The organism is Geothrix edaphica, from assembly GCF_030268045.1.
GTDB classification, from domain to species: domain Bacteria; phylum Acidobacteriota; class Holophagae; order Holophagales; family Holophagaceae; genus Geothrix; species Geothrix edaphica.
Genome location: NZ_BSDC01000002.1, coordinates 1 through 21,312 on the forward strand (window position 1 = coordinate 1; position 21,312 = coordinate 21,312).

The 21,312-nt window shown below is 58.1% G+C and carries 28 protein-coding genes; 25 read left to right on the forward strand and 3 right to left on the reverse strand.

The window, feature by feature from the left end:
- Positions 1-483: 483 nt before the first annotated feature.
- Both QSJ30_RS07790 and QSJ30_RS07795 read left to right on the forward strand, forming a co-directional pair.
- Positions 484-930, forward strand: coding sequence for a hypothetical protein (locus tag QSJ30_RS07790; RefSeq protein ID WP_285608073.1), 447 nt, complete (start codon positions 484-486; stop codon positions 928-930).
- 170 nt (positions 931-1,100) lie between these two features.
- A complete protein-coding gene (locus QSJ30_RS07795; protein ID WP_285608076.1) occupies positions 1,101-1,571 on the forward strand; it encodes a DUF2314 domain-containing protein in 471 nt (156 codons plus the stop codon).
- A gap of 589 nt (positions 1,572-2,160) precedes the next feature.
- Here QSJ30_RS07795 and QSJ30_RS07800 read toward each other — a convergent pair.
- Complete coding sequence (locus tag QSJ30_RS07800) at positions 2,161-2,379, reverse strand: hypothetical protein (RefSeq protein ID WP_285608078.1); 219 nt, start codon at positions 2,377-2,379, stop codon at positions 2,161-2,163.
- Between the two features lie 970 nt (positions 2,380-3,349).
- Between QSJ30_RS07800 and QSJ30_RS07805 the strand changes: the two genes are divergently transcribed.
- From QSJ30_RS07805 to QSJ30_RS07860, 12 genes are all read left to right on the forward strand, one after another.
- The gene (locus tag QSJ30_RS07805) at positions 3,350-3,844 is read left to right on the forward strand and encodes a hypothetical protein (RefSeq protein WP_285608080.1); all 495 of its coding nucleotides are present in this window, start codon (positions 3,350-3,352) and stop codon (positions 3,842-3,844) included.
- A gap of 761 nt (positions 3,845-4,605) precedes the next feature.
- The gene (locus QSJ30_RS07810) at positions 4,606-5,331 is read left to right on the forward strand and encodes a hypothetical protein (RefSeq protein WP_285608081.1); all 726 of its coding nucleotides are present in this window, start codon (positions 4,606-4,608) and stop codon (positions 5,329-5,331) included.
- A 139-nt stretch (positions 5,332-5,470) separates the two neighbouring features.
- Positions 5,471-5,761, forward strand: a complete 291-nt coding sequence (locus QSJ30_RS07815; protein ID WP_285608083.1) for an HNH endonuclease signature motif containing protein — start codon at positions 5,471-5,473, stop codon at positions 5,759-5,761.
- A 143-nt stretch (positions 5,762-5,904) separates the two neighbouring features.
- Positions 5,905-6,294, forward strand: a complete 390-nt coding sequence (locus QSJ30_RS07820; protein WP_285608085.1) for a hypothetical protein — start codon at positions 5,905-5,907, stop codon at positions 6,292-6,294.
- Positions 6,295-6,696: 402 nt separating this feature from the next.
- A complete protein-coding gene (locus QSJ30_RS07825) occupies positions 6,697-7,167 on the forward strand; it encodes a hypothetical protein (RefSeq protein ID WP_285608087.1) in 471 nt (156 codons plus the stop codon).
- A 119-nt stretch (positions 7,168-7,286) separates the two neighbouring features.
- Complete coding sequence (locus QSJ30_RS07830; protein WP_285608089.1) at positions 7,287-7,979, forward strand: hypothetical protein; 693 nt, start codon at positions 7,287-7,289, stop codon at positions 7,977-7,979.
- Between the two features lie 892 nt (positions 7,980-8,871).
- Complete coding sequence (locus tag QSJ30_RS07835; RefSeq protein ID WP_285608090.1) at positions 8,872-9,252, forward strand: hypothetical protein; 381 nt, start codon at positions 8,872-8,874, stop codon at positions 9,250-9,252.
- A 780-nt stretch (positions 9,253-10,032) separates the two neighbouring features.
- Positions 10,033-10,719, forward strand: a complete 687-nt coding sequence (locus QSJ30_RS07840) for a tetratricopeptide repeat protein (RefSeq protein WP_285608092.1) — start codon at positions 10,033-10,035, stop codon at positions 10,717-10,719.
- 163 nt (positions 10,720-10,882) lie between these two features.
- The gene (locus tag QSJ30_RS07845; RefSeq protein WP_285608093.1) at positions 10,883-11,347 is read left to right on the forward strand and encodes a hypothetical protein; all 465 of its coding nucleotides are present in this window, start codon (positions 10,883-10,885) and stop codon (positions 11,345-11,347) included.
- Between the two features lie 160 nt (positions 11,348-11,507).
- Positions 11,508-11,783, forward strand: a complete 276-nt coding sequence (locus QSJ30_RS07850; RefSeq protein ID WP_285608095.1) for a hypothetical protein — start codon at positions 11,508-11,510, stop codon at positions 11,781-11,783.
- Positions 11,784-11,963: 180 nt separating this feature from the next.
- On the forward strand, positions 11,964-12,488 hold the full coding sequence (locus tag QSJ30_RS07855; protein WP_285608097.1) for a hypothetical protein: 525 nt from the start codon (positions 11,964-11,966) through the stop codon (positions 12,486-12,488).
- Between the two features lie 219 nt (positions 12,489-12,707).
- Positions 12,708-13,217, forward strand: coding sequence for a hypothetical protein (locus QSJ30_RS07860; protein WP_285608099.1), 510 nt, complete (start codon positions 12,708-12,710; stop codon positions 13,215-13,217).
- A gap of 199 nt (positions 13,218-13,416) precedes the next feature.
- Here QSJ30_RS07860 and QSJ30_RS07865 read toward each other — a convergent pair whose 3' ends face one another.
- Positions 13,417-13,581, reverse strand: a complete 165-nt coding sequence (locus QSJ30_RS07865; RefSeq protein ID WP_285608101.1) for a hypothetical protein — start codon at positions 13,579-13,581, stop codon at positions 13,417-13,419.
- Positions 13,582-13,960: 379 nt separating this feature from the next.
- Between QSJ30_RS07865 and QSJ30_RS07870 the strand changes: the two genes are divergently transcribed.
- The 6 genes from QSJ30_RS07870 (at position 13,961) to QSJ30_RS07895 (ending at position 17,124) form a co-directional block, all read left to right on the forward strand.
- The gene (locus QSJ30_RS07870; protein ID WP_285608103.1) at positions 13,961-14,611 is read left to right on the forward strand and encodes a hypothetical protein; all 651 of its coding nucleotides are present in this window, start codon (positions 13,961-13,963) and stop codon (positions 14,609-14,611) included.
- Positions 14,586-14,930: a cupin domain-containing protein gene (locus QSJ30_RS07875; protein ID WP_285608105.1), complete on the forward strand. Its 345-nt coding sequence runs from the start codon at positions 14,586-14,588 to the stop codon at positions 14,928-14,930. The genes QSJ30_RS07870 and QSJ30_RS07875 overlap by 26 nt, the downstream gene beginning before the upstream one ends.
- 58 nt (positions 14,931-14,988) lie before the next feature.
- On the forward strand, positions 14,989-15,384 hold the full coding sequence (locus QSJ30_RS07880) for a hypothetical protein (protein WP_285608107.1): 396 nt from the start codon (positions 14,989-14,991) through the stop codon (positions 15,382-15,384).
- Positions 15,385-15,477: 93 nt separating this feature from the next.
- Positions 15,478-15,942, forward strand: a complete 465-nt coding sequence (locus QSJ30_RS07885) for a PAS domain-containing protein (protein ID WP_285608109.1) — start codon at positions 15,478-15,480, stop codon at positions 15,940-15,942.
- Between the two features lie 462 nt (positions 15,943-16,404).
- Complete coding sequence (locus QSJ30_RS07890) at positions 16,405-16,629, forward strand: C40 family peptidase (protein WP_285608111.1); 225 nt, start codon at positions 16,405-16,407, stop codon at positions 16,627-16,629.
- Between the two features lie 60 nt (positions 16,630-16,689).
- The gene (locus tag QSJ30_RS07895; RefSeq protein ID WP_285608113.1) at positions 16,690-17,124 is read left to right on the forward strand and encodes a pyrimidine dimer DNA glycosylase/endonuclease V; all 435 of its coding nucleotides are present in this window, start codon (positions 16,690-16,692) and stop codon (positions 17,122-17,124) included.
- Between the two features lie 19 nt (positions 17,125-17,143).
- Here the strand turns inward: QSJ30_RS07895 and QSJ30_RS07900 are convergent, their stop codons facing one another.
- Positions 17,144-17,506, reverse strand: a complete 363-nt coding sequence (locus QSJ30_RS07900) for a hypothetical protein (RefSeq protein ID WP_285608115.1) — start codon at positions 17,504-17,506, stop codon at positions 17,144-17,146.
- Positions 17,507-18,057: 551 nt separating this feature from the next.
- Here QSJ30_RS07900 and QSJ30_RS07905 point away from each other — a divergent pair.
- Genes QSJ30_RS07905 through QSJ30_RS07925 form a run of 5 tightly spaced genes read left to right on the forward strand, consistent with a single transcriptional unit; the run spans position 18,058 to position 21,310 of the window.
- The gene (locus QSJ30_RS07905) at positions 18,058-18,879 is read left to right on the forward strand and encodes a class I SAM-dependent methyltransferase (RefSeq protein ID WP_285608116.1); all 822 of its coding nucleotides are present in this window, start codon (positions 18,058-18,060) and stop codon (positions 18,877-18,879) included.
- Positions 18,872-19,345, forward strand: a complete 474-nt coding sequence (locus QSJ30_RS07910; RefSeq protein ID WP_285608118.1) for a methyltransferase family protein — start codon at positions 18,872-18,874, stop codon at positions 19,343-19,345. Before QSJ30_RS07905 ends, QSJ30_RS07910 begins: the two co-directional genes overlap by 8 nt.
- A 28-nt stretch (positions 19,346-19,373) precedes the next feature.
- Positions 19,374-19,961 carry a hypothetical protein gene (locus QSJ30_RS07915; protein WP_285608120.1) on the forward strand — a complete coding sequence of 196 codons (588 nt, stop codon included), beginning with the start codon at positions 19,374-19,376 and terminating at the stop codon, positions 19,959-19,961.
- 1 nt (position 19,962) lies between these two features.
- Complete coding sequence (gene rlmF / locus QSJ30_RS07920) at positions 19,963-20,937, forward strand: 23S rRNA (adenine(1618)-N(6))-methyltransferase RlmF (protein ID WP_285608122.1); 975 nt, start codon at positions 19,963-19,965, stop codon at positions 20,935-20,937.
- Positions 20,938-20,986: 49 nt separating this feature from the next.
- Positions 20,987-21,310 (forward strand): hypothetical protein, encoded by a 324-nt coding sequence (locus tag QSJ30_RS07925; RefSeq protein ID WP_285608124.1) that lies wholly within the window; start codon positions 20,987-20,989, stop codon positions 21,308-21,310.
- Positions 21,311-21,312 lie beyond the last annotated feature (2 nt).

Genomic DNA, 21,312 nt, shown 5'->3' on the forward strand with positions numbered 1-21,312 from the left:
TCTGTGCCGTCGTCCTGCCGGCCTCGTGCTCTTTCAAGGCCAAGATGATCTGCTCCTCGGTGTATCTGCTCTTTCTCAAGGGGCCCTCCAGAGGGGGAGGACTCACATTATCCTTGGTCTAGTTTTCCGGGAGGACGTCATCATTCGTTAGGCTTCGAACAGCGGGCTCGTCTGAATCCCGTTCGGCCTGTCAATTCGCCTGTTCGGCCGTTCTGCTTGGGTTCTCATGGCGGGCGTGCCTTCATGGTGGCAAGCCTCACGGTGCTCTTTCCAATCTGCTCGCTTTTCCCAGCGCCTCGGTTCATGTTCCGTCAGAGCTGACGTCTCGGCCTAACCTTCAGCTCAACTCGGACCCCGCCTGCATTGCCTTCCGTTCTCTCTCATCTTCCTGCTTCCTCGGCTTCGCTCACCGCCTCGGTGCAGGCGTGGCCGGTTAGCTCCATTCGTTAGGCGCATTCCATCCGCGGGGAAACTGGTCACACCATGAAACTCCAGCCCTTCATCTCCATCGCATTGATCTGTGTCACTGCATCGGCGGGTGATAAGAAGATTTCTGATGGGCCGGGAATTCCAGCGAAGTCTCACCGCGACTGGAGTGAGGTCAAGAAGCTCTTGGCTCGCGCGGCCAAGGCAGAACCCGACTACTCGCCAGGCAAAGAGGTGTTTCTTGTGAGCCGCGTAATTGGTGGGCAAGACGGGCTGCAGTTCGTTTGGTGGAAAAACCGCCGCCGAATTCTAGTCCTGTACCACCCTCTCAATGCTGATGACGAAGACCTCCTCGCTCTTAAATCGAAATACTGCGTAAACCTAGATACAGGTGTGGTCCCAACTGACGATGACATCAACGGCAGCACCTACCTTGTTTCCCAGGCTTGGGTAGATGACCGTCTCCAGGAGTGCAAAACTCACGGTGTCCTTCATGTTCAATGAGCATATTCTTCGCGCACATCCATTGCGCCTAACCCTCCGCTCAACTCGGACCCCGCCTGCATTGCCTCCCGTTCTCTCTCAGCTTCCCGCTTCCTCGGCTCCGTTCAGCGCCTCGGCGCAGGCGGGTCCGGTTAGCTTCATTCGTTAGGCCGCATCCAAGGAGTCAAAGCATGCTTAGAGTGTTCCTAATTGCCCTCGCCTTGGCTTGTTCCTCAGTCGCTTACACCCAGTCGACACTTGCGCCAAACGCCCCAGAAGATAAGCCTGTCGGGTTCACTGGGGACCAGCATCAGAGACTATTGAAGGCGGTGGCGCCTTATGTGGCTCAAGCCAGAAAGACATGGCCAACGGCCAAGGCGAATTACCTCAAAGGGCTTCCACCCAAGCATGTTTTTTTTGTGACCGTCGAACTGGCTGACATGCGAGGGAAACGTGAGATCACTTTCGTGGAAGTTCAGAAAATCGAGAACGGCATCATCACTGGCCTGATCGCGAACGAAATCTCTACCGTGTCTGGGTACAAAGCAGGTCAGAGATTTTCAATCGCAGAGGCAGAAATCTGGGATTGGACTATCTCCAAACCTGATGGCACCGAAGACGGAAACCTCGTAGGTAAGTTTCTCGAGACCTATAAGCTCTGATGGTCAGTAACCATGCGGTCTAACCCTTAGCTCAACTCGGACCCCGCCTGCATTGCCTTCCGCTCTCTCTCAACTTCTCGCTACCTCGGCTTCGTTCAGCGTCTCGGTGCAGGCGGGGCCGGTTAGCTTCATTCGTTAGGCCGCCCAACCAGCGGAGTACGCTCTAAAATTTAGGCCTGCATCGAATCAATAGGCTCCAGTTGCTCCAAAACCCGCTTCATCCGTGGTTTTCCGGTCTGCCCATTCAAATTGCGCTGATCTATAGCCCCACGGTAAAATCAGCAATTACATCCCTCTCAAACCGGATTAGGCGGATTACGAACATCTTCGTCCTCGCCGTCCAAGTCTAGTTAGGCCGTATATGCGACGAGAATCCATCATCCTCCTCTTACTGTGCATTCCATGGTTGACTGGATGCCACATCCCCCTATTCCCTACCCACATCAAACTTGAGAAGTGCAATCGCACTCCGCCTGATCGATTATTCAATTCCAATACCTTTGCCCCTAAAAATTCACGTTCAGAACTCATCATCATTCGAGACGCCGGATACTACGGTGCTGATTTCGCACTTCCTGTAGCGATAGATTCAGTCCGCTTCGCTGATATCCAGATCTGGGAATCGGCAACCGCCTACCTCGAACCAGGTCCTCACAAGGTCGAATTCACTGAGCCCCCGGGGATTATTTCCATCGGCAAGCAGCACCCAACCTTCCTTCAGATTGATATTCCAAAACAGGGCAAAACCATCATACGTATTGATCTGGGTCGCAAATACCCAGCCATTCGCCACGCTGAATACTAGCATCCGTTATCCGGCCTAACCCTTCGCTCAACCCGGACCCAACCGCCCTTGCCTCCCGCTCTCCTGCGATCCTTCCGATTTCCGTTCTCCATCCATCGTCCGGTTGCGGTTGGGCCGGTTAGCTTCCTTCGTTAGGCACACCCGGCTCTTCCCCTTCGTCTTTTGGGTTTGGTCCTTCTCAATCGGATTTCGGGTTCAGTGTCCTGGCTTCGCTGGTCGTGAATCACTTGGGTCTGGTGGCTCCGTCTGCTCCTGAATGGCGGGCTTGCGCTGCTATGCACCGGCACCACTCTCCTGCGGGCCTTGTGGTGAATCCAACGGTTTCCCGTGGCATCCTGGCTCCGCCGTTCCTCAACTCGCTCCATCTTTGGCGCAATCCGCCTCAGTTCTTTGCCTTTGGGCTCGGTCGTGTGAATGCCTGTCCTTGTTCGGTCAGCATTCCCTTCGTCCGTTCTCATCTCAGCGTCTCGGCAGCTCGGGTGGGCTTCATGTTCGAGGGGTGCCTAACCCTCCGCTCAACTCGGACCCCGCCTGCATTGCCTTCCGCTCTTTCTCTTCGTCTCGCTTCCTCGGCTCCGTTCATCGCCTCGGTGCAGGCGGGGCCGGTTAGCTTCATTCGTTAGGCATCTTGATGTTCGCATTCATATACCGATCTCTTGGAGTCCTCTTCCTGAGCGGTGGGCTATGGATACTCGTCTACTGGATGATCAGGCTCAGCAGAGAGCAAAACCTCACCTTGATGAATGGCCTGTGGGTTTTCCTCGGTTCACTGTTCTTCATCGCTATCGGAACTATCATGACTTTCTTCACCAAGGCTACACACCTAGGCATCCCTGGCAGCGATGCCTAACCTTCCGCTCAACTCGGACCCCACCTGCATTGCCCTCCGCTCTCTCTCAACGCCCCGCTTCCTCGGCTCCGTTCAGCGCCTCGGTGCAGGCGGGGCCGGTTAGCTTCATTCGTTAGGCCTCTGATGACTTCCGAAGCCCAGACAACCACGATCGCTGACTCCGAGTTCATCATTGAGGTCTCGGGGTTCTTACTTTTCCTGAAACGGTTCTTTCAGGTTGGGGCAATTTGGGTACTGATTGCCTCAGTCGTTGAGTCCTTTCAGGAGCGCAACTTTCTCTACATCATTACCGGCATAATCAGCTGCTGTATTTATCTGGCAGTCGCGAAATATGCCATCAGAACATTCCCAAGGAAAGTAAGCCTCGAGGGTGAATCTATCGTCTTTCATAAAGTCCCAACCACCTGGCTGAATATCAATGGCATCCCCATTCCCCTCGGCATCACTCAGAGGCTTGTGAAACCCAAATCCGCTGTTGTGCTCGAATGGATTGGGCGAGCATTAACATTGAATGACATGAACAACGGCAAATCCATTCGTTTAGCGGCAGGTAAGCACGCTGACCGGCTTGCAGAATGGTTCAAATCCACGGGTGTCGGCAATCCGGTCGGAGGTTGACCTTGATCTACAGTCGGCCTAACCCTCAGCTCAACTCGGACCCCGCCTGCATTGCCATCCGCTCTCTCTTAGCTTCCCGCTTCCTCGGCTCCGCTCAGCGCCTCGGTGCAGGCGGGGCCGGTTAGCTTCATCGTTAGGCGTTCCTCATGCCAAAAACCATCCAACGCCTTTTCATAGCCATCCTTCCCTTCATGCTCGCTTGCGGGCCTTTAGTCCACACCGTTCGCAATCCTGCGGGTATGTCGACCTCTGTTGAGTGCAAGAAGTTCGGAGACGAACTCTTTGTTGATTTCAGACTTTCGCCCATTCCAGATAACACTCCATGCCGTGTGGCGTTTGAGGGCTCGGCGCCTGAAAAACTTGAAGTCCTGACTCAGAATGGATATTCCCTTGTTCGATGGAAAGTCGATCAAGCACATCTAAAAACTTTCTCAGCCAATCTATATAACTTTAAATTGGCCACACCATCCAATGAGTACTCTGTATCCATTAAGCTTCAACCAACTTCACAACAGATTATTTCGGCCACAATTCAGTCACTTCTTCGACTTCATTAGGGTAACGCTCCACGCCTAACCCTCCGCTCAACTCGGACCCCACCTGCATTGCCTTCTGCTCTCTCTCAGCTACTCGCTTTCTCGGCTCCGTTCGTCGCCTCGGTGCAGGCGGGGCCGGTTAGCTTCATTCGTTAGGCGTTACTCCATCCGGTTCGGAAACACTCAAAATCGCCAATGCTCAGACAACCACTCAAACCTGGATCTATGCGGGCCTTCCTCGCAAACGAGGATAGCTTTTCCTCATTTCTGCTTCGAGAAAGCACAATAGATGGCCTCGTGCCATGTTCCAAGATCCAGATTCAGATCACACAAGACCGGTATGAATTGTTGTTACCATCCCAAAATAACCTTCCGGTTTTCCCCGTACCTGAAGGCGACCAAGTAACTGATTACCTTGTCGATCACTCAGATCTTTGGCGGCAGGCGTCTCTGCGCCTTAGTTTCGCTCCATCTATCTGCGGATCTGCACCTATGTTCGGTGTTCCATTTCGACGCGCTGTGGAAATCGCTCTAGCGTCTGGTCACGTAAAATCAAAATTTTATTTCCCTAATCAGGCGTTCAATAAGCACTACAAAACATTGCTATTGCACCTAGACCGTACTCAAGATGCTCGCGGAGATTTAGTCCAGCTGCAGGCATGGCACTACACTCCTGGGCAGACCTATGCTTATTACCTCCATGCCCTGTCTCCCGCGTTCAACCACGAGATCTATCACCTTGATGGAGCGACCATTTCGTTTTCAGAGCCCGACCTAGATGTGCTTCTGCTCGATTCAAGGAAGATAAAGGGCACCAACTACCAAAAGCACTTCCGCCTCGATGGCTCTTTCTCAATTGAACACATGCATTCGATTGCCAGATTCTTCTTCCCATGCACAGAGTTGTATGACGAAGCTTTTGAAATCCAACCAGTTGCTCTACACGCCTAACCCTCCGCTCAACTCGGACCCCGCCTGCATTGCCTTCCGCTCTCTCTCAACATTCCGCTTCCTCGGCTCCGTTCAGCGCCTCGGCGCAGGCGGGGCCGGTTAGCTTCATTCGTTAGGCCGCATAACCACAGGAGCCCATATGGCATTCAGCGAAGAAAAGGTCCAGCAAGTCTGGGAGAAGGGCGAGAAGGTCGCAAACAATGATCCCAATGAATGGCGGAAGGATCAGTGTGGAGCCTGGATATATAGAAAGCATTACGGCAACCGTGATTCACAGTACGGATGGGAAATTGACCACGTTTCACCTGGGGGTTCCGACGACGTTTCCAATCTTCGCCCTCTTCAATGGAAGAACAATCTTGATAAAAGCGACGGCCGCCTTAAGTGCAACGTCGTCGCAAGTGGCACAAAGAACATCGACAATGGGTAAGGGCCTAACCTCTCGCTCAACTCGGACCCAACCGCACGTGCCCTCCGCTCTCCCATGTGCGCTGGGATTTCCGTTCCCCTTCCATCGTCCGGTCGCGGTTGGGCCGGTTAGCTTCATTCGTTAGGTGCTACGTGAAACATCGTTTGCTCCGACTCGCCGCCTGCTTCCTCCTTTCGTCAGCCGTTGGCCTGTTTGCTGATGGCTTCAAATTCAAGGACGGCAGGCTTGCAGATGAACCAGTGATTGAGATCCGACTAACACAATCACAAATGGCCATTCTTCGTAAGCACTTCGAACCGGGGATGAAGCTCAAGCTAACAAAGAAACAGCAGGCAGAGATTCTGGCCAAAGCGAAGATCAAAGTCGGGCCGACCATTCTCGAAATTTGGAAGCCTGCCAATATTGAAGGCGACTGTTCCTGCTTCCTCTGGAATATTGGCCTGCTGTTCAAAGACGGTTGGATTGAACTTCCTATTCATCGTCTTGTCTCTGACAAAGAGGCTGAAGATAGCCGGCCAGATCCGGAAGGCTAAGCTGTCCATCGCGCACCTAACCCTCCGCTCAACTCGGACCCCGCCTGCAGTGTCTTCCGCTCTTTCTCTTCGTTCCGCTTCCTCGGCTTTGTTCAACGCCTCGGTGCAGGCGGGGCCGGTTAGCTTCCTTCGTTAGGCCTCGAAAAGCCGCATCGCATCTAACTGTCAGGCACTTCGAATATCCCGTTCGTCTCGCTGTTCGTTCGTTCTTTCAATCGTCCGCTCGGTTTCCTCGTCGTCTCGGTCCATGCCCCGGCAAACCTGGCGTCTCGGCCTAACCTTCAGCTCAACTCGGACCCCGCCTGCATTGTCTTCCGCTCTCTCTCATCATTTCGCTTCCTCGGCTTCGTTCATCGTCTCGGTGCAGGCGGGGCCGGTTAGCTCCCTTCGTTAGGTGCTTGCATGGGATTGCTCTCTGGGCTGCTTAAGAAGTTCCGTCCGCTACAAGTGGACGACTCATTCTTTGGGCGAATCACCTACATGAAGGTGCACACTGCAAATGCATCCTATTGGGAGGCCAAGCGCTCATTCGCTCCGACCGGTCGTGAGATTGAGCTTTTCATCGATGCTCCCGCTCCGGAGCAGCCGCCAAACACATTGCAGCGACAATTTTTCGAAAACGTCGAAAGTCGGTTCATCGAGATTGCCGCTGCCGCTGAATACGTATTACGTCCCTTGTTCGAAAAATGGACCCACCAGCCTCTATCTAATCCATTTGACGTTGAGTTCACTCTGACAAGCTTTTCAATTCCCTGCGTGGCATTTGACAATGCCGATTGGGAAATGTCCTTCGAGTCCAAGACTGACGAAAACCACCTATTCTCCGTGGCATTCTCCGGAATGAATGCAACGAAAGTTTCTGTTGATGGGTAACGACGCACCTAACCCTACGCTCAACACGGACCGCCCAACAGCTGCGCTGTTGGGTTCCCTCCGGCCTTCGGCCTCCGGCGGCCGGTTAGCTTCACGTTAGGACTCTCGCAGGAACTCCCATGAGAACGAATTCCTCAAAATACATTCTGTTGATTATTTTTACTTCAATGTCTCTACTCTTCTTGGGCTGCAAATCAATCTACAAGACGTATGATCGTTCAGTTTCTGACGCGGAATTATTCACACAACGGTTAAATGAAGTTTTTCCATCCGATATTGCCGTTTTCATCGATCGATATAGAATCTGCCAACATTGGCTCGGAGAAGATGCATATGACGAAGAAAGAGGAAAAGATATCGAACGGGGGATTACTGAGAATTGCAATGGGCTGAAAGAACTTGAATCACAAATTCAAATTAAATATAAAACCAACGAGCCTCTATTGATGAAAATGAGGCAAGCCATTAAAGATACAGATAATGGCGATACGTTCCCAAGTTTTATCTATGATGACCCTCAAAGAAAATCCAAATTTCTTAATGAATACTATGAAGCGAAAGCACAATATATAATTAAAACCCTAGAAAAACAACTCCCTAATTATAACTATATTCTAGAAAGGAATAGAAAAATTAGCGGGGTAGAATTATTGGAAGAACTAGCTAGTGCTAGGTACGGGCTGGAGATTCAAAACCGCTATTTGTCCGGAGTTAATAATAATATTGATCGAATTAATCTTATTACAAGATATCGGTTGCATTCAATTGAATCCAAATTGAAAGATGCCCTTTCTCAAGAGGTACGGCCATAATCTCTAGAACTGCAGCTATAAAAGTGACCCTCCGTCACATCGTCCTAACCCCTAGCTCAACTCGGACCCCGCCTGCATTGCCTTCCACTCTCTCTCATCGTTTCGCTTCCTCGGCTCCGTTCGTCGCCTCGGTGCAGGCGGGGCCGGTTAGCTCATTCGTTAGGCCGACGTGGGCGGGCTCGGCACAACGCTTTCTGGTCTGCCTCCTCAGCATCCCGTCGCGCTATCGTGTGTCATTCCATCTTCCGCTTTGCCCCTGTCAAACCTGGCTTAACCAGCTGTTCGCTCTTTCCAAAGTTGTAGCGCTCGGGCCGTAAGATCCGGCGTTGTGGCCTTCCCGCCCACCTCCGCCTAACGTGCCCGTCTCGTGGGCTCGGTTCACCCAGCAATCGGCGTACGGCCTAACCTCTCGCTCAACTCGGACCCCGCCTGCATTGCCTCTCGCTCTCTCCCAACATTCCGCTATCCCGGCTCCGCTCATCGTCTCGGTGCAGGCGGTGCCGCTTAGCTTCATTCGTTAGGCCGACGTGGGCGGGCTCGGCACAACGCTTCTGGTCTGACTTCCCCGAGGTCCCGTCGCGCTAAAGTGGATTACTCCATCTCCGTCACTTCCCGCTGGCCCTGGCTTTCCGTTCTTCCGCTCTTTTCCATTCTTAGCGCTTGGGCCGGTGGCTCCGGCGTTGTGGCCTTGCCCGCCCACCTCCGCCTAACGTTCCCGTCTCTTGGCCTCGGTTCATCCAACACCGGCGCACGGCCTAACCGGTCGCTCAACGCGGACCCAGCCCGCATTGTCTCCCGCTCTCTCTCATCCACTCGCTTCCTCGGCTCCGTTCAGCGCCTCGGTGCAGGCGGGGCCGGTTAGCTTCTTTCGTTAGGCTCATCTGGAGTCACCATGAAACCTTGGGTCCGCAACACTGTCGGCGTGTTATGCCATGTCCCCGGCATCTACATGCTGTTCTTCATGGCATTCATGATTCTGATGATCACGAATGCTCCGAAAGAGAATGGTCATGGGATGCCCATTTGGTTCGCTGTCATCTTCATCTTTCACATTTTCGTAATGTTTCTCATGTTCTTACTGATGGCCTTCTTCGTTATTTGGCTGCTCAAAGGAATCACTTTGAGCACTGAAGCGAAAGTGATCTGGGCCATCGGTTCGTTCATGATTGGGCCAATTATCATGCCAATACTCTATTGGCTCTACCTTCGCAAAATGCCCGATGGCCCTTATTTCTTCGGCGCCCCCTTATCCGAAGCCTCGCCCCAAGCCTAACCCTCCGCTCAACTCGGACCCCGCCTGCATTGCCTTCCGCTCTCTCTCAACATCCCGCTTCCTCGGCTCCGTTCGTCGCCTCGGTGCAGGCGGGGCCGGTTAGCTTCATTCGTTAGGCCTCGAAAGGCCGGCCTGGCTGCATTCCGTTCAGCCGGCCAATTCGCCTGTTCGACCGTTCTGCTTTGGGTTTCGCGGCGGGCATGCGTTCATGGTGACAAGCCATTTCACGCTCTTTCCAATCTCCGCTCGGTTTTCCCAGCACCTCGGTTCATGTCCCGTCAGAACTGGCGTCTCGGCCTAACCTTCAGCTCAACTCGGACCCCGCCTGCATTGCCTTCCGCTCTCTCTCATCATTTCGCTTCCTCGGCTCCGCTCAGCGTCTCGGTGCAGGCGTGGCCGGTTAGCTCCATTCGTTAGGCCTCGAAAGCAGGTTGATTCGCTCTGTTTCTGGCATTCCGCATTTCCAATCAATTCGCAGCTTGTTTCGTTCTTTCCAAAGTCGCTCAATTCTTCCGTCGCCCTGGTTCATTCGTCGGCAGAACCAGCGTCTCGGCCTAACCGTTAGCTCAACTCGGACCCAACCGCTCTTGCCTTCCGTTCTCCTCCGTTCATTCTGATTTCCGCTCTCCACTCATCATCCGGCTGCGGTTGGGCCGGTTACCTTTGTTCGTTAGGCGAAATCCAGACATGTAGGCTCAGTCCAAAAATATGCTTCTCTCATCAGGAACCGATATGAATTTAATCAGAGTATTCCTACCAATCCTGGTTTCATGCGTGCTCATGGCCCAAAGCGACCAAGAGTTGTTGAGACGAGGAAAAGCTTTTGAAAGACAACGAGATGGACAATCTGCCATTTTGGTCCTACGCCCACTTCTCAATAAGAAGAATCCATCAGCCCAGTTTATCGTTGGAACAATTTATCTCGAAGGCAGTCGAATTTATCCAGGGATTACGCGTGATATTGTTCGTGGTTGGGAACTTATAAAATCCTCTGCTGAGAGTGGTGATCCAGATGCTCAATACTTTTTAGCCAATGAATATGCATATGGAACAGGTAGCGAGAATAGTGGCTTGCCCCACGATCGTTCAAAAGGGGTTTATTGGTTCAAAAAGGCAGCTACTCACGGAGATGTTGGCGCCATGATTTTGCTAGCCGACTGCTACCGAGAGGGTTGGGGGACCAACATCGAGTTTGTTCAAGCAATCAAGTGGTACAGAAAAGCCTCTTCCAAAGGAAATTCTGTGGCTATGGCAAAGCTCGCAAGGATGTATTTGGAAGGTGAGGGGGTTCCTCAAAACTTCATCGAAGCCCATGCGTGGTTGAATCTTGCGGCCACGCAGAGCAAGAGCGAAACAGTATCCTTTGACCAAGAACGAGATGCCTTGGCTGCAAAAATGAATTCAAATCAGATCGAAAAAGCACAGGCAAGGGCCAAAGTTATTCTCGCTGAGTTGCGAATCAACTAGGGTTTAATTGCAAAGTTTGCACCCATTTCGCCTAACCCTCCGCTCAAGTCGGACCCAACCTGCACGGCCTGGTATCCTCTCTCTTGTTTCCGCCTTTCTCGTCTCTGTTTAGCTTTTCGGCTGCAGGTTGGGCCGCTTAGCTGCTTTCGTTAGGCCGCTGCAAATGACTCACACTCCCCGCCCACGGCTACTCACAAGACTCATTGCGCTTGCCTGCGTGCTAGGTCTGGCCAGTTGTTCACCAAAGCTCCAAGAGCACAAATCTGGATCGATCTCTGCTTCGCTTACGATTGGCATTCGCAATTTGACAGTGGTCGAAATTGTCCCGAATTCCAATCCAGTGAACATCGACTGGCAAGGCTACAACACGTTAGGCGGTGGATTCCTAGATCCGGGGTTCGAAAGGATATTCATTTCAGATTCGGCAGAGACATTTCTAGTCACTGATAAGGGTGCAGGCAACAATCGATTGTATATAAATGGTAAGACTTATGATTTCGACGGCAACCATCAACACATACGAATTCGGTTGGGCAAAGGAATCAGTATTGAGAATGGCTCCGACCATCAACAGGCCAACCATATCTACGATCCTGACTTCTCGGCAGCAAGAAAGAAATTTCCATGAATTCAATCGGCGGCCTAACCCTCCGCTGCACTCGGACCCCGCCTGCATTGCCTTTCGTTCTCTCTCAACTTCTCGCTTCCTCGGCTCCGTTCAGCGCCTCGGTGCAGGCGGTGCCGGTGAGCTTCATTCGTTAGGCGCTCACAGTTCCACGGAGCAAGCCATGATCGCCACGCTCAACAAGAAAAGCCTTCAGCTTGGTGTTCCAGGTTTGGTCCTGCAGTACGGCGGGTTGTTTCTGGCTGTTGATTTCTTTCCAGTCGGTGTGTTGGCCATTCTCATCGGGACAATCCTGTTACTTTTCGGGCTTGGTTATTACCTGAAGGCGAAGAACCGAAACCTGGCGTGGGTGGTTCTGATCTTCATTCCAATCCTCGGCATCTTGTTCCTGGCACTATTGGTCGATAAATCGAAACCTCTCTCCCCCGGGCGCGCCTAACCCCTCGCTCAAGTCGGACCCCGCCTGCATTGCCTTCCGCTCTCTCTCATCATTTCGCTATCTCGGCTCTGCTCATCGCCTCGGCGCAGGCGCGGCCGCTTAGCTTCATTCGTTAGGCGCCATCGACTAGGAACCACAGCAGCCAACATTCATCAAAACCAACCAGAAAGGGGCACTGCAATGCACATACTCATCCCGGTCGTCCTTCTTGCCGTTTCGAGTTCTCTCGCGGCTCAGGTTGTTCGCATTAAGGTCAAGGACCAGGGGCTGCCTCCGGGGTACCGGATTGAATTCAAGATCGGAGCCACTGTTCTGGGCATTCCCGAAAAGATTGGCAAATCGGATGACCTGAAAGAACGGATTCTTGGTGAGTCTGTCAGTACCCATGAGGTCGTTCTGCTTTCGGGCCAGTCGGAGGGGCTTGCCCTCGATATTCCGCTTAAAGCCGCTCCACTAGAGGCTCCAGGCCTTCGCGTCCTCCTCGGCCTTCCAGCTACTTACACCATTTACGATTCGGCGAATCAGGTGGTTCGTTCCAGCTCTGTGAGATTTCACGCTCTGACAACCACCTTCGATGACGGTCGAATTGTGTTGTACGCCCGACAGAACGGGCTTACCCAGGACGGCAAACCAAACATTCTCGTTGGCACTGAAATAGATGGGCAACCGAAGGCAAAAATCATCGCCATCCCTAATACCAAGTAGGCCTTTACCAGAGGCGCCTAACCTTGCGCTCAACTCGGACCCCGCCTGCTTTGCCTTCTGCTCTCTCTCATCTCTCTGCTTCCTCGGCTTCGTTCATCGCCTCGGTGCAGGCGGGGCCGGTTAGCTTCATCGTTAGGCATTCCCATGATCAGTCGTACTGCCGTCAACCTAGCCCTTGTTGTTCAGATACTGTCCCTGCCCCTTCGTTAGGAGTCTCCCATGCAGCAGTACAGAGTCTTCGTGGTTTTTGGAATTTCTCTCGCTCTATTTCATTGTGGCCAGCCATTGACAACCCAACCTCGAACCCCGCCAATACCTTCTTCGAGCGCATCATCATTGAGTATTAAGCCAGAATCTATGATCTATTTTTTTAGAGATTCCTATACTCATCCGAACGACCCAATCGCTGTAAATACATTCAGCCAACAGAGTGCATTTACGTTGGGATATGCGAGAGTAAAGATTTCAGTCGGCCTTGATGGCCGAATTTCAAAAAGCGAATTGATCGAATCCAACGGCCACATGTGGCGTTTGATTGGGCGTTCCATTTATAAACTTGAATTCAGACCAAACGACGCGACAGAACCGGGCCCATGGGACGTTGAAATTTATTTTTCGGCGAGACAGCCTGATCCCAGTCACGCGCCGCAAGGCAAAGATTCAAGTCCCTTTCTGAAAACGGAGGGTGAAATTGGTTTGACCATCCTGAGTGTGACTCCAAAACCATAAATCATGTTTCTGCCTGGGTCGCCTAACCCTCCGCTCAGCTCGGATCCCGCCTCCATTGCCTTCCACTCTTTCTCTTCTTCTTGCGTCCTCGGCTCCGCTCATGGCCTCGGGGCTTGCAGGGCCGGTCATGGGAAAGCCCTCACCGGAACAGGGACACCACCCTTCCACCCACGCTTGGATCCAGGTTGATGGTCAGGGGCTATCGTCGGTAGGCGATTTGAGCAATGAAGGATTCATGACTTGCGGGCTGATTTTCGCGAGGCCGGGTTTCGATCCGCAGCAAGATTCCCAGCAGGACGACAAAGGCGATCAGGATCGCCCGGTTGAGCCATGACCCCTTTTCCCCCCGTACCTTGGTGGTCATGGCAGGCTCCCACTCCACGATTTCAGCAGGATCAATAGGCTCTCAAGGTGACTGTCGGCCTGATGGTCCTAGAGCCGGAAACCTACGGCGCCGCAAACGGCCTCAGAAAAGGAGCAAGCTCCGTGCCGTTCCTTTATCCCAGGTAAGTGTTTGAATACAGGTCATCCCAAATACCCAATGGAAAAGGGGGTTAACATCCCTTGATCAAAATGACCTGTCGCCTTTCAATACGAATGACCTGACGTGCCCTCTTGCACCTCCAGCGCCACCGTCTTGCGGCCTGACCCCCCACCCGCTCGGCCCCCGACGGCATGGTTATCCACGCTCTCATCATCTCGCTTCCTCGGCTTCGTTCAGCGCCTCGGCGCAGGCTGGTCCCGTGAGCTTCCTTCGTCAGGCCGCCATGCTTCCCGACCACTTCGCGATGATCGGCGCCGTCATCGGCTCGCTCGGGGGCTTCTATTACCTATACGAAACCATCGCCGGCAAGGCCCAGCCCAACCGCATCACGTGGCTGCTTTGGGGAATCTTCCCGATGGTCATCTTCGTGGCGCAAAGGGCACAGGGCGTCGAGGGGGCCTCGTGGGCGTCGTTTGCCGCCGGCTTCACGCCGCTGCTTGTCTTCGCCGCATCGTTCTTCAACAAGAATGCCTATTGGAAAAGCGAGCCGCGCGACTACTACCTGATGGCAGCGGCCATCCTGGGCCTCATTCTCTGGGCCATGACCGACAGGCCCAACCTGGCTCTGCTGTTCTCGCTGCTGGCCGATGTGCTGGCGAGCATCCCGACCCTCATCAAGTCGTATCGGCACCCTCATTCCGAGAGCTGGATTGCCTATGCTGTCAGTGCATTCGGATTCGGAATAAGCTTCCTGTCGGTTCAAACCTACCATTTTGAAAATGTCGCTTTCGTAGCCTATGTGTTCATCCTCAACGGCACCCTCGCGGTGCTGGCCTCGCGGAGCCCCAGGCACCAGCAGGCAACCCCTTCGAAAGGAGAGCGCGATGAGCAACGGACAGGTGGTGCCTGAGACCAGGGGTGTCACGGTGCAGCTGCTCGCGACGGTGGATCTGGGCCCCGAGATCGAGGGCATGGCAGGGCGCCAGCTTCGGATGCGGATGGTGACCATCGAGCCTGGAGGCGTCTTCGGCCCGATCCATGACCATAAGGACAGACCAGGCACCGTCTACATTCTGCAAGGAACCATCACGGATCACCGGAATGGCGTCGCAACGGACTATGGGCCGGGAGTGGGCTGGCCCGAGGACAGGAACACGACGCACTGGCTGGAGAACAGGGGAACGCTGCCGGCCGTGGAGATCTCGGTCGATATCGTCCGGCAAGCGTAAACTCAGGCCCTGCATCCGACAGGATCGGGCCCGACGGCCCCCTCCACCCGGATCGCGAATGTCGTTCCGCCGCGCGCTCCCAACTTCCCCTTTCCTCGGCACCGCTCTTCGCCCCAGCACTGGCGAGTCCGGTCACTCCCAGTCAGGCCTCATGAAACCTCATGGACAAGATCCAACCGGTGAACGAATCGCCTCAGGGTTGTTGGCGGGCTTCTTCACCGCCTTCGCCTGGTTCGCCCTCTGGCAAAAGGGCATCACCCTGAAGGGCAAGAGCGGTGCGACCAGTTTCGTCGATGGCCACGCCGGCCTGGTGGTGGCTGCCTTTGCGCTCCTGTTCGGGTGCCTTGGGGTCGCCCTGCTTCTGCGGAGCTTCAGGGCCGCGCGAACCGCCTATTTCATCGGCTTTGCCTTTCTGCTCGTCCCGGCGCTAGCCTTGGCTCTGATCCGCCGCTAGGCCCAAGGTCGAGGTTCCTTCTTCCGGTTCCCCTGGCTCTTTCAATCGTCTGTCGGGTTCCCGTCTGCTCTGGGCCATCTGTTGGAGCTTCGAATGGAAACCACCTACCCTGTTCTGTGCGCCTGGTGCGGAACGACAACGGGCCAAGGCCAGGTGCCCCACTCGCATGGCATTTGCCGGTCCTGCCGCGCTGCGCTGGTCGGCGTGCCCCTGCTTTCGGCAGAGCAGCTTGAAGCCATGCCCTTCGGCGTCATCGAGCTTGATCCGGATGGGTTTGTCCTGAGCTACAACAAGGCGGAGGAGTCCCTTTCCGGGATGGCTTCCTCGAGTGTGGTGGGCAGGCATTTCTTCCGCGAAGTCGCGCCCTGCACTTCCGTGAAGGACTTTGAAGGCCGATTCCACTCGTTCATATCGTCCCAGTCAGGCCCCGAGAGCTTCAACTTCACCTTTCGGTTCCCAGGTCGAACCACGAAGGTCAGCATTGCCTTTGTCCGGTCCGAGCACGCATCGGCCTTTGTGCTGGTGAAAGCTTTCACGGAAATGGGCCACGGAGGCTAGGCTCGCGTCGACACCATGGGACCTTCAGCCGGGAGAGGCCTTGAACCATTCAGGTATGAATCATCCGAAACGCGCCCCCAAGGGGTTTTCCCCCGCGGGCCTCGGCGTCCAGTGCCTGAGGTGTGAAGGCACCGGCCGCCTCTCTGTTGGCTGCGATATCTGCGATGGAAAAGGCCTGGTGGTCCTCAGCTGCCGAAAATGCTCTGGAAGCGGCACCTATTCGCAAGAGGCCGGGCCGTGCTCCCGCTGCGAAGCCAAAGGTGTGCTCCGTGATGGCACGACCTGCCCCCGCTGCAAGGGCCGCAGAACCCAGAAGGCCTTCTCCTCTGCCTGTGCCAAGTGCGCCGGCAGTGGCTCGGTCAGCCTTCCATGCAAGAAATGCCACGGCAGCCTCCAAGTTGTCGTCGATTGCAAGACCTGCAACGGCACGGGCATCTATCGGCGCGAACCATGAGCGGCCCGATGCTCCCGCGCAGGTGGCTCCCGACCGCCCGCGGCTTTGAAGGCGGGCCCTACGACATCGAGGTCGGCCAGCAGCAGCGGCTCCGCGAGTTCAAGCTCGATGACCCTGCGGTTCAGGCCAAGCTCCGAGAACGATATGGCGCTCAGATCCCCCTCGATGAGCCGGTCATCTCGCCCGCCGCCATGTTCAACTCTGGACTCCTGCAGGTCGTCGCCCAGGAATGAGCCGCCCAACCCTCCGCTCAACCCGGATACCGCCATCCGCCAGGCTTCAGGAAATCACCGATGCGTCTCTGGTCCATCCATCCCCAGTATCTAGATGCCAAGGGCCTCGTGGCTCTGTGGCGCGAAGGGCTGCTTGCCCAGGCCGTCCTGGCCGGCCAGACCAAGGGCTATAGAAGCCATCCCCAGCTGGCGCGCTTCCTCCAGTCCTCGGCGCCGCCGTCGTACATCGCGGCCTACCTGAAGGAGGTGCATGCCGAATCGCTTCGCCGCAGCTACCACTTCGATGCGCGGAAAATCGGGGCGTTCCCGGCCCTTCCTCCGCTGTCCGTCACCCAGGGCCAGCTTGACTATGAGTGGACGCACCTCACGACCAAGCTTCGCGTTCGCGACCCGGAGTGGCTCAAGCCGTTCGAGGCCATCAGACAGCCTGTCCCCCATCCCCTCTTTCAAGTCATCCCGGGCGGCATCGCGCCCTGGGAAGTGGTGACGGCGTGACCCCACCCGGACCGGCCCCTCAGCCCCGCTTCCGCGCCTCGTCCTCGGCGTCCTCCTCCTCCTCCTCATCCTCGATGGAGGCCAGGGACACCGGTCGGCCCCGCAAGTCCAGGGGGGAGCCCTCCTCGGGGATGAAGATCTCCCGGTGGGGGTCCCAGCGGCCGATCCACTGGTCGTCCTCGGTATAGAAGCGGGCCTCCTCGGCCTCCGGGAACACCGCGATCCACTGGGCATGGCTGGAGCCCTGCTCGAAGGCCATGAGAACGGACCACGCCTCGCTGCGGCCCTCGGCCGCCTCGAGGGCGTCCACGAGCGCGTACGGAGGCGGAAAGGCCAGGGTGCACATCTCGTCCAGGTCCCTGATCGTGCGGGTGTGCAGCATGGCGACCCCCACCAGCCTTGGCCCTTGCGGGCAGGCACGAAAGATCATAGCGGGGAGGATCCTGGTTGGCAGGGCCAGCGGCAGCCCCATCCTCCCCAAGTGGTCGGACCCAGGATCCACCCAGCCCCTGCCGCTGCGGGCTCTCTTCAGATGGAACCGGCTTTTTTCGGAGAGGGCTTCCCGGTCGACTGCTCCACCTGCCGGTCAGGCTTCTGGTCAGGGCCTGGGATGTCCACGTCCATCTCCCGGGCCGGCGTTGTCGGAGGTGTCTTCACGCCGCCCTTCATCGGAACGGGCGTCTCCGTTTTGCTTGGATGTTTATGCATGGATCACCTCAGAGGATGGTTGAGCCTCACGGAGCGAGCGGAGGCGGGTCGGCCATCCCCCGGCTCGCTCCCGAGGAAACCCTCAGGGGCAACATCCATTCCGTTATCGCATCTGCTTTATTCAAAACATTTAAAATATGTCGTTTCACGCATGGGAACGCTCATTCCAGTCAGAATGGAGCGCTGTCCCATTCAATTTGAAGGATCCAGGATGGAGCCTCGCACATGACCCAGCTGAGCCCCGACCAGGTTGCCGGAAACTGGGGGGCCATCGCCTCGGACTACGAGCGGGCCTTCGAGAACCTGAGCGCCCAGTACGCCGCCCATGCCCTCCGGCTGCTGGCCCTCCGGGCGGGCGACCGCGTCCTCGACGTGGCCGCGGGCACCGGCACCTTCAGCCTCCAGGCGGCGCGAGCCGGGGCCGAGGTCCTCGCCACGGATTTCGCGCCGGGGATGGTGGCCCGGCTGCGGGAACGCATCGCCGCGGAAGGGCTCGGCGGCATCTCCGCCGAGGTCATGGACGGGCAGGCGCTGGCCCTCCCCGATGCCTCCTTCGATGTCGCGGCCTCGGTGCTGGGACTGATCTTCTTCCCCGACCTGGAGCGCGGGCTGGGCGAGCTGCGGCGGGTGCTGCGGGCGGGTGGGCGCGCCGCGGTCGTCTGCTGGCGCGATCCCGCCAGCCTGCCGCTGATGACCCTGGTGAGGCAGGCCATCCAGCGCGTGGCCCCAGAGTTCCAGCCCCCTTCCGCACCGCCTGTCTGGGCCCGCCTCGCGGGCGCCGAGGTGCTGAAGATCCGGATGGAAGCGGCTGGCTTCCGGAGGGTGGAGGTCGTGACCTCCACGGCCATCCAGCGCATCGACGCACCGGAAGCCTACTGGGCCGGCTTCACGCGCTCGGCGCCGCCCCTGGCCTACCTGTTCAGCCAGCTCGGACCCGAGCGCACGGCGGCCGTAGGACGGGAGTACATCGAGGCCCTCCGGGCCCAGTCCAAGGACGGCGTGCCGACCCTGACCGTGGAGGCCTGCCTTGGCATCGGCCATGCCTGACCGGGATGCGGGCCCCGGCGTCCGCCTGCCCCCGCCCCTGGTGTTCCTCGCGGGGCTGGGCCTCGGCTTCCTGCTCCAGCGCATCGCCCCCCTGGCCTTCGCCGCCCAGGGCCAGCCCCTCCCCCGCTGGCTGGGCGGGCTCCTCGCCCTGGGCTCCGCGGCGCTGGCCCTCTGGGCCTTCCGCACCTTCCACCGCGCCCACACCACCGTGAGGCCCGACCGCAGCGCCTCGACGCTCCTCACTGGGGGGCCCTTCCGGTTCACCCGGAACCCCCTCTATCTCAGCCTCTCGCTCCTCCACGCAGGCCTCGCCTTCCTGGCCAATGCCCTCTGGCCCGCGCTCATGCTGGTGCCGGTCCTCCTCCTGATCCGCTACCACGTCATCGCCCGGGAGGAGCGGCACCTGCTGGGCCTGTTCGGGGCCGAGTACCAGGCCTACTGCCGCAGGGTACGGCGCTGGTTCTGACCGGGGCGGCCGGCCCTATGCTTACGACATGGCCGATTCGTTCCACGCCCGCATTCCCACGCTCTCCGACGCCGACCTGCGGCGCTACCTCGAGCAGCCCCTGGTCTACAAGACCGAGGCGGTGGAGCTGGCCCTCGCAGAGCTCCGCCGGCGCGGCCACGCGATCCCCGCGGACGACCTGGCGCGCCTCCAGCGCCTCCTCGATACCCGCGACGCCGCCCGGCAGGCGGAGCTGGAGCCCGGGCCCGACAGCCTGCTCGGGGCCTCCCCGGCCGCCCGGAGGGCACGCCTCCGCCGCATCACGGCCGGCCTCCTGGCCGCGGGCCTCGGCGCGGCCACGCTCCTCTACGTCACCGCCAAGCCACCGGCGGCCACCCCCCTGGGCTACGAGCCCGAGAACACCAAGCGGTACCTGCGGCAGTTGGAGGTCGTCGGGGGCAAGGCCAACGTGGTGGGCACGGAGTTCCAGCGCTGGTTCGAGGGGCTCTGGCAGGGGCGCCAGCTGGCCTTCACCGTGGCCTGGCTGACGGTCCTGCTCGCCGCCGCCTTCTGGTTCCTGAGCACCCGGCTGGCCGTGGGAACGCCTGCGGACACGGATGCGGATGGGGGCCGCTGACATGCGCCCGCGCCCAGCCCCAGGCCCGAAGGAGCCCCGGTCCGCCAAGCCCGGCCTGCACCCGCGCAACCGGCACGCCGGGGGCTACGCCTTCCCCGGGCTGATCGCGGCCAGCCCCGAGCTCGGGCCCTTCCTGCGGCGCGCCCCCCACGGCGGGTCCACCATCGACTTCGCGGACCCCGCGGCGGTGAAGGCCCTGAACCGCGCCCTGCTGGCGGAGGCCTACGGCATCCGGGGCTGGGACCTCCCTCCGGGCTACCTGTGCCCGCCCATTCCCGGCCGGGCGGACTACCTGCACCACCTGGCGGACCTGCTGGCGGAGGACGGGCCCATCCCCCGGGGCCCCGCCGTGCGCGTGCTGGATATCGGCACCGGCGCCAGCGCCATCTACCCCCTGCTGGGCCACCGGGAATACGGCTGGTCCTTCGTGGGCACGGACATCGATGGCGCCGCCCTGGCCTCGGCGGCCCGCACCCTGGCCGCGAACCCGGGGCTGGAGGCGGCCGTCGCCCTGCGGAAGCAGGCCGACCCGAAGGCCATCCTCGCGGGCGTGGTGGGGCCGGGAGAGACCTTCGACCTGACCCTCTGCAATCCCCCCTTCCACGGATCGCTCCGCGAGGCCCGGGAGGGCACCCAGCGGAAGTGGCGCAACCTGGGCCGCGGCCAGGGCGCGACACCGGTCCTGAACTTCGGCGGCCAGGGGGCGGAGCTCTGGTGCGAGGGCGGCGAGGCGGGCTTCGCCCGGCGCCTGATCGAAGAGAGCGCCCGGATGCCAGGCCAGGTGCTCTGGTTCACCACGCTGATCTCCAGCTCCAGGAACCTGCCCGCCCTGCAGCGGGCCCTCCGCCAGGCCGGGGCCGTGGAGGTCCACACGGTGCCCATGGCCCAGGGCCAGAAGCAGAGCCGGTTCCTGGCCTGGACCTTCCTTGATGCGGCGGCGCGGGAAGCCTGGCGGAAGCGGCGCTCCGGGTTGTGATCCGATGTTTCGGACTGACAGGTATGATTACTCCGTCACCGGAGTCCCCGTGTTCGTCCTTCGCCGCCTGCCCGCCCTGCTCGCCCTGCTCATGCTGGGGGCGCACTTCCTCCGCTTCGGGCAGCTGGCCCTGATGCTGCTCTGCCTCGCCCTGCTGGCGCCGCTCTTCGTGCCGCGGCCATGGGCGCAGGCCACGGCGCGCTGGGCCCTCGCGCTGGGCACGGTGGTATGGCTGTGGACCCTGGCGGGAGGCGTCCGTACGCGCCTGGCCTTCGGCGAGCCCTGGCTGCGCCTGGCGCTCATCCTCGGCGCCGTGGCGGCGTTCACGGCCTGGGCCGCGTGGCTGCTGCGGAAACAGGACAGACGGGGTTGAAG